Source organism: Corynebacterium sp. H128, from assembly GCF_037482625.1.
Classification (GTDB): Bacteria; Actinomycetota; Actinomycetes; order Mycobacteriales; family Mycobacteriaceae; genus Corynebacterium.
The window spans coordinates 197540-208748 of the sequence record NZ_JBBHKW010000004.1; the positions used below are offsets into that span (position 1 = coordinate 197540).

At 59.4% G+C, this 11209-nt stretch carries 10 protein-coding genes and 1 pseudogene; 10 read left to right on the top strand and 1 reads right to left on the bottom strand.

Annotated features, from left to right (window positions below):
- Window positions 1-55 precede the first annotated feature (55 nt).
- From WG915_RS05700 to WG915_RS05745, 10 genes are all read left to right on the top strand, one after another.
- Complete coding sequence (locus tag WG915_RS05700) at window positions 56-1105, top strand: alpha/beta hydrolase (protein ID WP_339564408.1); 1050 nt, start codon at window positions 56-58, stop codon at window positions 1103-1105.
- A gap of 97 nt (window positions 1106-1202) precedes the next feature.
- Window positions 1203-2264 carry an alpha/beta hydrolase gene (locus WG915_RS05705; RefSeq protein WP_339564409.1) on the top strand — a complete coding sequence of 354 codons (1062 nt, stop codon included), beginning with the start codon at window positions 1203-1205 and terminating at the stop codon, window positions 2262-2264.
- Window positions 2265-2337: 73 nt separating this feature from the next.
- Window positions 2338-4314 carry a prolyl oligopeptidase family serine peptidase gene (locus tag WG915_RS05710; protein WP_339564424.1) on the top strand — a complete coding sequence of 659 codons (1977 nt, stop codon included), beginning with the start codon at window positions 2338-2340 and terminating at the stop codon, window positions 4312-4314.
- The gene (locus WG915_RS05715) at window positions 4311-5699 is read left to right on the top strand and encodes a M1 family metallopeptidase (protein ID WP_339564410.1); all 1389 of its coding nucleotides are present in this window, start codon (window positions 4311-4313) and stop codon (window positions 5697-5699) included. Before WG915_RS05710 ends, WG915_RS05715 begins: the two co-directional genes overlap by 4 nt.
- On the top strand, window positions 5696-6889 hold the full coding sequence (locus tag WG915_RS05720) for a hypothetical protein (protein ID WP_339564411.1): 1194 nt from the start codon (window positions 5696-5698) through the stop codon (window positions 6887-6889). Before WG915_RS05715 ends, WG915_RS05720 begins: the two co-directional genes overlap by 4 nt.
- 20 nt (window positions 6890-6909) lie before the next feature.
- Window positions 6910-7728, top strand: coding sequence for a glycosyltransferase (locus WG915_RS05725; RefSeq protein ID WP_339564412.1), 819 nt, complete (start codon window positions 6910-6912; stop codon window positions 7726-7728).
- Between the two features lie 26 nt (window positions 7729-7754).
- Complete coding sequence (locus WG915_RS05730; RefSeq protein WP_339564413.1) at window positions 7755-8465, top strand: glycosyltransferase family 2 protein; 711 nt, start codon at window positions 7755-7757, stop codon at window positions 8463-8465.
- Complete coding sequence (locus WG915_RS05735) at window positions 8462-8818, top strand: DUF2304 domain-containing protein (RefSeq protein WP_339564414.1); 357 nt, start codon at window positions 8462-8464, stop codon at window positions 8816-8818. Before WG915_RS05730 ends, WG915_RS05735 begins: the two co-directional genes overlap by 4 nt.
- Window positions 8819-9682, top strand: coding sequence for a DsbA family protein (locus WG915_RS05740; protein WP_339564415.1), 864 nt, complete (start codon window positions 8819-8821; stop codon window positions 9680-9682). It abuts the gene before it with no gap.
- A 161-nt stretch (window positions 9683-9843) separates the two neighbouring features.
- Entirely contained in the window at window positions 9844-11019 is a 1176-nt protein-coding gene (locus tag WG915_RS05745; RefSeq protein ID WP_339564416.1) for an HNH endonuclease signature motif containing protein, read from the top strand.
- A 6-nt stretch (window positions 11020-11025) separates the two neighbouring features.
- Here the strand turns inward: WG915_RS05745 and WG915_RS05750 are convergent.
- Window positions 11026-11209 (bottom strand): annotated as a pseudogene (locus WG915_RS05750) (UDP-glucose 4-epimerase); the annotation flags it as partial.

Here is an 11209-nt window from a genome sequence, read left to right on the forward strand (position 1 = left end):
GGTTTCGCTGTGTCCTTTCACCCAGCATCCATAATTTCAAGGAAAGACTGCATCTATGAAGAACTTCCGTCGCATTGCAGCGTCTGCCGCAGCAGCCGCAATGATCCTCGTTGGCGCGCCTGCAGCCTTCGCCGGCACGCCAGAAGCCGAAGTTGCCGCAGGTATCGCCCCTGCCCAGATCCACGAAGGCCCGATGGGCGATACCGCACCAAAGTGGCGCCAGAAGGTGGAAGAGCACCCACAGGCGGAAGAGATGTGGGCTTACTCCCCATCCATGGATCGCTGGATCCCGCTCGTCGTCAAGCGCGCTGCTAACCCAGGCCGCCCAACTGTTTACGCTTTGAACGGTGGCGACGGCGGCGAAGGTCGCGCGAACTGGGTCATGCAGACCGACATCCTCGACTTCTACGCCGACAAAGATGTCAACATGGTCATGCCAATGGCCGGCAAGTTCTCTTACTACACCGACTGGCAGCAGGATGCCCCCAACCTCGGCGGCAAGCAGATGTGGGAAACCTTCATGACCAAGGAGCTCCCACAGGCTATCGAGACTCACTTGGCTGCTAACGATCAGCGCGCCATCTTCGGCATGTCCATGACCGCAACCACCACCCTGCTGTACGCGCAGCACCAGCCGGGCTTCTACGACGCCATTGGCTCCTTCTCCGGTTGCGCCCAGACTTCCGGTGGCGTTGGCCTGCCAGCCATCGATCTCACCTTGCAGCGTGGCGGCGTAACCAAGGAGCAGATGTGGGGCCCACTGGGCACTGGCACCTGGCACTACAACGACGCTCTGATCAACTCCGAGAAGCTGCGCGGCACCCCGATGTACATCTCTAACGCTTCCGGCCTCGCCGGCCAGCAGGACTTGTGGAGCGGCGAGCGCGTCCAGGGCAACTCTGCAAACGTCGGTGTCTTGGTCGTTGAGGGTGGCGCCATCGAGGCCGCTACCAACAAGTGCACCCACGATCTCAAGGCTAAGCTCGATTCCCAGGGCATCGGCGCTGACTGGGCCTTCCGTCCAGTGGGCACCCACTCTTGGGCCTACTGGCAGGAAGACCTGCGCGGCTCCTGGGAAACCTTCCGCTACGCATTCGGCATGTAGTCGGCTCTAAGAAATCGTTCTAACATTGTGCGGCCAATTCCTCTCACCAGGGATTGGCCGCACATGTGTCTCCTGAGAAAGATGCGCAACTCTTAATATGAAACTAGCTCCGCATATCACTCGAAACCTCATCGCTACGATCTCTGCTGCGGCCCTGTTCACACTCGGTGCGCCTGCCGCTTTCGCCGGCACGCCTGTCGCCGAGGTTGCCGCAGGTATCACCCCTGCCCAGATCCACGAAGGCCCGATGGGCGATACCGCACCAAAGTGGCGCCAGAAGGTGGAAGAACACCCACAAGCGGAGGAAATGTGGGCCTATTCCCCATCCATGGATCGCTGGATCCCGCTCGTCGTCAAGCGCGCTGCTAACCCAGGCCGCCCAACTGTGTACGCCTTGAACGGTGGCGACGGCGGCGAAGGTCGCGCGAACTGGGTCATGCAGACCGACATCCTCGACTTCTACGCCGACAAAGATGTCAACCTCGTTATCCCGATGGCAGGCAAGTTCTCCTATTACACCGACTGGCAGCAGGAGGTTCCCCACCTCGGCGGCAAACAGATGTGGGAAACCTTCATGACCAAGGAACTCCCACAGGCTATCGAAGACAACCTCAACGCCAACGATCAGCGCGCCATCTTCGGCATGTCCATGACCGCAACCACCACCCTGCTGTACGCGCAGCACCAGCCGGGCTTCTACGACGCCATCGGTTCCTTCTCCGGCTGCGCCCAGACCTCCCAAGGTGCCGGCCTGTTCGGCCTCGACCAGACGCTGAAACGAGGCGGAGCCACCAGGGAACAGATGTGGGGCCCACTGGGCACTGGCACCTGGCACTACAACGACGCGCTGACCAATTCCGAGAAGCTGCGCGGCACCCCGATGTACATCTCTAACGCTTCCGGCCTCGCCGGCCCAGATGATCTGTGGAGCGGCGAGCGCGTCCAGGGCAACTCTGCAAACGTCGCACTACTCAACACGGAGGGCGCCGCCATTGAAGCTGGCAGCAATAAGTGCACCCACGACCTCAAGGCTAAGCTCGATTCCCAGGGCATCGGCGCTGACTGGGTGTTCCGCCCAGTGGGCACCCACTCTTGGGCCTACTGGGAGGAAGACATGCACGCTTCCTGGGAGACCTTTCGCTACGCATTCGGCATGTAGTAGCTCTCGAAGGGCTTACATCTCATCCCCGATCCATGCAGCGAGCAGGCGCTAGCTAACATTGGTTGTCATGGTGGCTGATAATTCTTTCCTCGAGCAGATCGATTCCCCGGAGGCGCTGCAGTGGGCGCGGGAGTGGTCTGATCGCACGATCGCGCAGCTGCCCAGCTCCCGCTTAGAGCTGCAAGAGCGCATGCTGGCGGCCTTGAACACAGATGCTCGCATCCCGCTGCCTCGCCGCCGCGGCGAACTGCTCTTCAACTTCTGGCGCGATGCGGAGCATCCCCGCGGCATCTGGCGGTGCACCACGCTAGATAGCTACCTGGGCGATACGCAGTGGCGCACGCTTATCGACGTCGATTCCCTTGCCGCCGCCGAGGGCGAAAACTGGGTGTGGAAGGGTGCTCACGTGCGCTCTCCCGAATATGACCGTGCCCTGATCAAGCTCTCCCGTGGTGGAGCTGATGCCACCGAGATCCGTGAGTTCGATCTGGAACGAGGCTGCTTCGTTGCGGACGGTTTCAGCATCCCAGAGGCAAAGACCGACGTTTCCTGGGTGGATCTAGATACTCTGTTGGTCGGCACTGACATGGGCGAGGGCTCTTTGACCTCGTCCGGCTATCCGGCCCACGTTTACCGCTGGCAGCGCGGCCAAGAACTGGCGGCGGCTGAGTTGTTTTTCGCCGGCGAGGCCTCGGATGTCGCTGTAGGTGGCTGGCATGACTCGATGCCGGGATTTGAAAGAACCTTTGTCACTCGCTCCCTCGACTTCTACAACAGCTACACCTACTTGGATCGAGATGGGTTGGAGCTGATTGAGATCCCTAGTGACTGTGGCTTTTCCACATTTCGAGAGTGGATGTTCATTGCTCCCCGCACCGAGTTTTCCGGCGTACCCGCAGGCGGATTAGGCGTCATTGATTTCGAGGCCTTCCTCGCCGGGGCGCGCGAATTTCAGCTAGTATTCAGCCCTTCGCCTGCTACCTCGCTCCAGGGCCTAACCTTCACCAAGAATCACGCGGTTTTGACGCTGCTCGATAATGTGGCCAGCAAGATTCAGCTCATCCGGCTGGGACAGTGGGCGGAGTCAACGGAGTTGGCTGTCGATCCGCTAGCCACGACGACCGTCATCGGCACCAGCCCGCTTCGCGACGACGAACTCTGGTTGAGCACCACCAGCTTTGATCAGCCCGCCACCCTGCTGCACGGCTTTGCAGGAGGCGCCATGGAAGCGGTGAAACGAGCTCCAGAGTTGTTCTGCACTACAGACTTTGACACGCGCCAACATTGGGCTACCTCGGCAGACGGCACCCAGATTCCCTACTTCATCACCGGCATTTTTCACACGCAGCCACAGCCAGCTTTGGTGCACGCCTACGGCGGTTTCGAGGTGTCCCTGCGCCCCTACTACTCCGCCACCCGCGGTATTGGCTGGTTGGAACGTGGCGGACTGTTCGTAGAGGCAAATCTGCGAGGCGGCGGCGAGTTCGGCCCCTCCTGGCACTCCCAGGTGACCAAGTCGAACCGCCATAAGGTGTGGGAAGATCACGAGGCAGTGCTCAAAGACCTGGTAGCCCGGGGTTACACCACCCCAGAGCTATTGGCTATCCGCGGTGGCTCGAACGGTGGCTTGCTCACCGCGGGCGCCCTTGTAAGCTATCCGCAGTTGTTTGGAGCTGCGGTGGTCCAGGTACCTCTCACTGACATGTTGCGCTATCACACGATGAGCGCCGGTGCGTCCTGGATGGCGGAGTACGGCGACCCTGACAATCCGGAGGAAAGGGAAGCTATTGCCACGTGGTCGCCGCTTGCTGGCGTCGATAAGCAACCGGCATACCCGCCGGCGCTGGTGACCACCTCTACCCGGGACGACCGCGTCCACCCCGCCCACGCGCGCCTCTTCGCCGCTGCACTGCGCGAGGCCGGGCAGCCCGTCGACTACTACGAAAACACAGAAGGCGGTCATGCGGGTGCCGCCGACAATAGTCAAGTAGCGCACTTGGAGGCGCTCATCCATTCCTGGCTCTGGAGTACCCTAAAGAAACGATGACCACTCAACGCCTGCGCTCAACACCCATTCCCGGCACCCGCGATAGCTACACCGGGATTGACTTCAACCTCGGCTTTCATATCAGCCGGTATGAGTTGGACTTGGACTACCGAGTCCTACCGAACAATCTCAGCGCCACAGCAACCCTGCACGTAGAAAACTATGAGCCCTTAGCTGCGATGACCCTTGATTTGGTCGACTCGCTGCGCGTGAGCAAAGTACAGGGCCACGGGGCACGGATTGCGCGGTTCAAGCAGTCTGGAAATAAGCTCCGCCTGACGTTTTCGGAAGAGCTACCAGCCGATACCGAGTTCCGGTTAACTATCCGCTACTCGGGGTCACCGCGCCCTTTGCGAACTGCCTGGGGGGAGATCGGCTGGGAGGAACTATCCTCCGGATCCCTCGTGGCCTCGCAGCCTTGTGGCGCCCCGACCTGGTATCCGTGCGATGACACCCCGGATGAGAAGGCCGTCTACGAGATCACCGTCACCGCGGACAATCCCTTCACCGTGGTGTGCAACGGCACGCTGAGCGCTACTCGACGCCTAGGTTCGCGCACCCGATGGACCTACCGGATGGAGCATCCGATGGCCACTTACCTGGCTACCGTGATGGTGGGCGAGTTCGAGCGGATTGAACTGGGCACCGACCCCGTACCAGTGGTGGCTTACGTGCCACCCGCGCTGAAAGCCGGGTTCCTGAAAGATTTCGCGCAGCAGGTAGAAATGCTGCAGTTCTACGCCGCTACTTTCGGCGACTACCCTTTCGCGTCCTACACCGTTGTGGTCACCGAAGACGAGCTGGAAATTCCCCTGGAGGCACAGGGACTGTCCATATTTGGCGCTAACCATGCCCGCGGGCACGGCCGTTGGGAGCGACTCATCGCACACGAGCTTGCCCACCAGTGGTTCGGCAACTCCATGGGGCTAGCGCAGTGGAATGACATCTGGCTCAACGAGGGCTTTGCTTGCTACTCCGAATGGTTGTGGTTCGAACACTCCTCCGGCACCTCGGCGGAAGCCTCCGCTCGCGAACACTATGAGAAGCTTGCCCATAAGGACGAAGATCTGTTGCTCGCCGATCCTGGCAAGAAGGACATGTTCGATGACCGGGTGTACAAGCGGGGCGCGCTGACCGTCCACTGCCTGCGCACCCTGTTGGGTGATGAAGCCTTTTTCGCTATGCTCCGCCGCTACGTGGAGGCCGGCCGCCACGGCGTGGTGGAGCCGCACGACCTCCGCGCGGAGGCGCTGCTGGCCTGCTCCACTATGGATGTGCCCGCCGCAGAACTGGAGAAGCTATGGCAAGCCTGGTTGCATGCTCCTGCTTTGCCGAGTTTCCCCGCCCACAGGGTTTCAACCGGGGACTGCGGCGGCCACCCATGAAAGCCCTCTCCCTAGCAACCGTCTTCGCAGCTCTCTCCGGCTTTGCGATCGTCATCGGCGCTTCGCACCTCCTCGGCACCGAGGTCAACGCACAGTTCATGGCGATTTGGGGCCTGTTCTTCGCCTGCACCGGGCTTATCGACGGCCTCACCCAAGAAACCACCCGGGCGGTGTCCGCTTCCCAAGAGACGGGAAAGGTTGGCAACGCCAAGCCGTTGCGGTTTGCGATATTGATCGGCATCGTGGTGTCGGCACTGATCGTTGGCACGAGTTGGCTGTGGATGGATCGGCTGGTTGAGGGGCACACGGCGTCCGCAACGGCGCTGCTCACCGCGGGACTGTTGTCTTATGCGTTTCAAGCTTTGCTCTCTGGTTTGCTCTCCGGCTTGAAACTATGGGAGCAATACGCGGGACTGCTAGCCCTAGATTCCGGCATCCGCATGGTACTGATGGGACTTGCCTGGTGGTTTGCTTGGGGACTACCAGCGTTCTTGGTAATCACCGTGATTGGCGCACTAAGCTGGGCTGTCATCCTGTTTTCCTCACCCCGGGCACGCGCAGCACTGAGCGCTCACACGGACGTAGACATGCGTGTCTTTCGTGTCAACGCGATGCAGGCGATGCTGGCGACCGGCGCCACGGCGATACTCATCACCGGGTTTCCCACCGCCATGAAGTTCACGCTAGCCGATGCCCCGGAAAGCGGTGTGACCATGGCCGGTCTGATGTTCTCCATTACCCTGACCAGGGCACCGATATTGGTGCCACTCCAGCGATTCCAATCTGCGCTGATCGTGAACTTTGTGGAGCGTCGAGAAGCACTACTGAGCGCTTTGGCGCGACCTGTCGCTGCAGTTCTCGGTGTCGGAATGCTCGGGGCAGTGGCTGCGTGGTTGATCGGACCATGGATCCTACATACCTTCTTTAAGCCGGACTTCTTCGTTCCCGGCTCCATCCTCGCGATCCTCACCTTTGCCTCGGCATGCACCGGTTCCCTCATGATCACCAGCACGGCTGCCCTCGCAACAGAGTTGTACCGCCTTTACATCGGCGGCTGGATTTTAGCCTCCATCGTGGCGTTCGGAATCCTGCTCCTGCCGCTGAGTATGCCTGTTGCGGTGTGCGCCGCATTGCTGGCAGGCCCGATTAGTGGTGCGGTGCTTCAAGTCGTCGGGTTGCTCAAGGCCTAAAACCGCTAGGATCTACAGTCATGCCGACGCTTTCTGCCCTCGTGACCGTCTATCATCGCATCAACGCCACTGAGCTGCGCCAAGCACTCGAGTCGCTCACTGCACAAACGCGACCGGCGGATGAGATCGTGATCGTGGAGGACGGTCCAGTAGGATCCGAGCTACGCGAGGTCATCGATACCTTTGTCGCCAACACTCCCTCCGCCCGCACCCTCGTTTTGGCCCGCAACCAGGGGGCCGGACCCGCATCCCAGGCTGGGCTGAAGTCTATTTCTACCGACTTCATCGCGCGTCTCGACGCCGATGACATCGCCTACCCCGAACGCTTCGCCACACAGCTGGCCTTCTTCGAGCAGCACCCCGCCGTAGATGTGCTGGGAACCGCCCTCGCAGAGTTTCACGGCACACCAGACAACATCGTTGGTGTTCGGACGCTCCCGGAGACCCACACCAAGCTCGCTAAGTATGCGCTGATCAATTCACCTATCAACAATCCGAGCGTGATGATGCGAACCCAGGCCGTGAAGGATGCGGGCGGTTATCAAAATGTGCACCACATGGAGGACTACGATCTCTATGCGCGACTATTGGCCAGCGGAAAGCGCTTCCACAACTTGCAGGAGCCACTCACCTATTTCCGCTCCAGTGACGATGTATTCGAGAGGCGGACCGGCTCGGGAATGTTCGCAGCCGAGCGCCAGATGCAACGCAACCTCGTGCACTACGGCCTGATATCCAAACCTCGGGCGGCGTTTAACCTGTTGGCGCGGACCGCGTTTCGTCTCCTACCTAGTAATGCTCTCAAGGCGGCATACGGCAAGTTGTTCCACCGCGGCTAGGGCCATAGGTTAGGCTAATTCCCATCATGGATACCTCGAATTCACAGTCAAACCTGGATACCTGGCTGGTGATTCCGTGTTACAACGAAGGCTCAGTGATCCAAGAAGTCATCGAAAACGCCCGGAAAACCTTCCCGAACATCGTCGCCGTCAACGATGGCTCTGCCGATGATTCTGCCGCCCGCATCCACGCGGCTGGCGCGCATCTTGTCAATCATCCTGTGAATTTAGGCCAAGGCGCTGCGATTCAAACTGGTGTCGAATACGCCAGAATGCAGCCGGGTGCGGAGTACTTTGTTACCTTCGACGCTGACGGCCAGCACCAAGTCAAAGATGTAGTGGCAATGCTGCAGCGTCTGCGTGCGGAGCCGGTGGATATCATCGTGGGCACGCGCTTCGGTCGGCCCCGTAAGGAAGACGATCAGGTCCCGCTCATCAAGCGCATCGTCTTGAAGACCGTGGTGCTGCTCTCCTCACGCACCCGTCGCCTGGGGCTGAGCGACGCCCACAACGGCCTGCGCGTATTCAACAAGAAGGTCGCCACCGAGCTCAACCTCCGCATGAACGGTATGAGCCACGCTTCTGAGTTCGTCGCTACGATGGACGAGAAGAAATGGCGGGTCTCTGAGCACCCCGTTGACATCTTGTACACCGAATATTCGTTGAGCAAGGGACAATCGCTCATCAATGGCGTCAACATCCTCGCCGACGGACTACTCGCAAGGAAACTGCCATGAGCGGACAGCTTTTCATCCAGATTCTTCTGCTCATCGCCACCGCATTCTTGGTGGTCTACTTTTTGGGCAACCGCCGCAAGGCCCGCGCAAAAGCAGGGGTCAAGCTCGGATTCATCGTGTTTGTACTTGCCTGTATCTGGGCAGTGCTGCGTCCCGACGACCTGACCATAGTGGCCAATTGGCTCGGGGTCTCTCGGGGCACCGACCTGCTGCTATACGCATTAGTAGTAGCCTTTATGTTCACCACCCTCAGCTCTTATGTTCGCTTCCGCGAGCAGGAGCTACGCTATGCCCGCCTCGCGCGTGCCATTGCATTGCGAAACGCCATCAAACCGGAAGATGAGTTGAGTTAGTTGACTGAAACAGAAGCATCGGCTGTTGTCGTCGATAAGCCAGCTGCTGCCCGTTCCCGCACGCCTCTCCTGGTTGTCATAGTGGCACTGATTGCGGCCATCGCCGGGCTCCTCGGCTACATGATGGGCGGCAACGCGGCGACGAAGCAGTTCATCGCCGAGAACCCCTCCTCTGCCACAGCAATCAAGGCAAAGCTAAAGGACGTCAAGGCAGGCACCGGCGATAAGACCGCTAAGCCGCTTGCCGACGGAACGTACAATGCCCAGATCCAAGGCTCTGGTGGACCGCTGCAGTCGCAAGAAGACATCACTAATGTGCACCGTCGCAACGCCGAAGACCCCTTCGCGATTGGTGCAGTTGACGCACCCGTCGTTATTTCCGAGTTCTCCGACTTCGAGTGCCCATTCTGCGCCCGCTACGCCACTGAGACCGACCCCAAGATCATGTCCGAATACGTGGACAAGGGCCTCGTGCGCATCGAATGGAACGACCTGCCGATCAACGGCCCCGCCGCTGAGGCCGCCGCCAAGGCTGGCCGCGCCGCCGCCGAACAAGGCAAGTTCAATGAATTCAAGAACGCACTGTTCGCAGAGGCCGCGAAAAAGGACGGTCACCCGAACTTTGGCGAAGCCGACTTTGAGCGTTTTGCCACCGAAGCCGGAGTCCCGGACATGGCGAAGTTCAAGGCTGACGCTGCATCCGACAAGTACGACGGCGCGATTTCCCAGGCCGTCCAGTACGGCAGCGGGCTAGGTGTCAATGGCACCCCAGCGTTCCTGGTGGGCACCAAGTTTGTCTCCGGTGCGCAGCCCTGGGAAGTTTTTAAAGCCACTATCGACGAGCAGCTGGCGATGACGGTTTAGCGGCTCCGCCCATCACTATCCCAAGGTTTCGGCCTTGGGATTTTTTAGACCCTACCATTCGCATACGTGTTTGAATTTCCTCTTGACTAGGTCTGGCTTCGAGCTAGAATAGTAGTTAAGAAACAGTCGTATTGGGGATGCGAACTAGGGGGTGCTGTACAGTGAACGAGCTTAAAGTCGCCCATTACAGATTGCGGGTTGCCGCCGAAAACATTGATATGAGCAGGCCCTTCGATGTTGAATCTGCCATGTCGGAGGTTTCCGCACTCAAAGAGTTCCTGGCTCGCTTTGAGACGAATCTGGCCGCCAACATGACCCCAAAATCTCTTCATGAATGCAACGTGAATCCACGCGAAGCACGAACGCTTATTCGACGCGCAAGTTCCTTCTGGGACGATGACGTCCCCGTAGCCCATCAAGATGAGATTCTGCGGGCACTCAGCAATCTATCTCCCGACTCTAAAAGACGTGAGGAAATCTACGACGCCGCTGCACAGGAAGTGCGAAACTACAACCGCCCGACCCACCCAGACCAAACCTGGAAGTTTACTCGTGACCAAGTGCTTGCGGAAAACCAGCGGCTAGCCAAAGATCCACTCCAAGCACGTGCGCAACGACGATTCACACTGCATGCTCCAGACGAAGATGGGGGTGCAAAATTTTCCGGCTATGTCACCCCAGAAATCGGCGCACTGCTCCAATCCATGTTGGACCAATCCTTCGGTGCCACTCCGAAAGACGGCGATGAGACTCGCACCATAAGACAACGGCAGCATGATGCCTTCGCCCGCGTAGTGCGTTGGGCCAGCAGCAATCGAGTAGAAGCCACTGGACATGCCAGCCTCGTAGTATCGGTGACCGAGGATGATGAATTCGACCTTTATCGGCGCTTTCCTACCAACACTGCGTTTGAGCTAAACCTGCTCGAACTCGCCAATCTAGGGCATTCTCGGATCACCGACTTCATTGCAGTCCACACCCACACCGGAGCGGTGAAGAAGCTGGTTAGCGCACGACGAACCGCTGGCTTCTATCTCCGTATCGCGCTCCTGGCCGAGCAACTAGTCTGCCAATACCCAGGATGTGATGTCCCCGCCGGTAGATGCGAAGCCCACCACATTATCCCGTGGTCACAGTGCCATAAAACAGCCCTCGAGAACCTCGGACTCATGTGCCGCAATCACCACCGGCGCAACCACGACGACTGGGATGGCCCACACATGGAAAAGCGAGCCGGTCACGCCCGATGGATAGACCGACTCGGCATGGCAGAAAACACCTCACCAGCAGCCAAGAAAGCCGCCGGGAAACGAATCAGAACCAAACCCCCAGGCTAACGCGACCTAAACCGCGCGGAAGTAATCGACAGTCTTTTGGACGCCATCAACAATGGCAACCTCCGGCTGCCACCCCAACACGTCCTTAGCCCGCTCGAAAGATAAGGCAGAGCGAGGAACGTCGCCAAGCCGCGCGGGCGCAAACTCCGGATCGTCAACCGCACCCGCAGCAGCTGCTACCAAAGAGTGC

Excerpts from the sequence above, each read along its gene's own strand:
- WG915_RS05720 (WP_339564411.1), top strand. The coding sequence starts at position 5,696 with ATGAAAGCCCTCTCCCTAGCAACCGTCTTCGCAGCTCTCTCCGGCTTT.
- WG915_RS05705 (WP_339564409.1), top strand. The coding sequence starts at position 1,203 with ATGAAACTAGCTCCGCATATCACTCGAAACCTCATCGCTACGATCTCT.
- WG915_RS05735 (WP_339564414.1), top strand. The coding sequence starts at position 8,462 with ATGAGCGGACAGCTTTTCATCCAGATTCTTCTGCTCATCGCCACCGCA.
- WG915_RS05725 (WP_339564412.1), top strand. The coding sequence starts at position 6,910 with ATGCCGACGCTTTCTGCCCTCGTGACCGTCTATCATCGCATCAACGCC.
- WG915_RS05730 (WP_339564413.1), top strand. The coding sequence starts at position 7,755 with ATGGATACCTCGAATTCACAGTCAAACCTGGATACCTGGCTGGTGATT.
- WG915_RS05700 (WP_339564408.1), top strand. The coding sequence starts at position 56 with ATGAAGAACTTCCGTCGCATTGCAGCGTCTGCCGCAGCAGCCGCAATG.
- WG915_RS05715 (WP_339564410.1), top strand. The coding sequence starts at position 4,311 with ATGACCACTCAACGCCTGCGCTCAACACCCATTCCCGGCACCCGCGAT.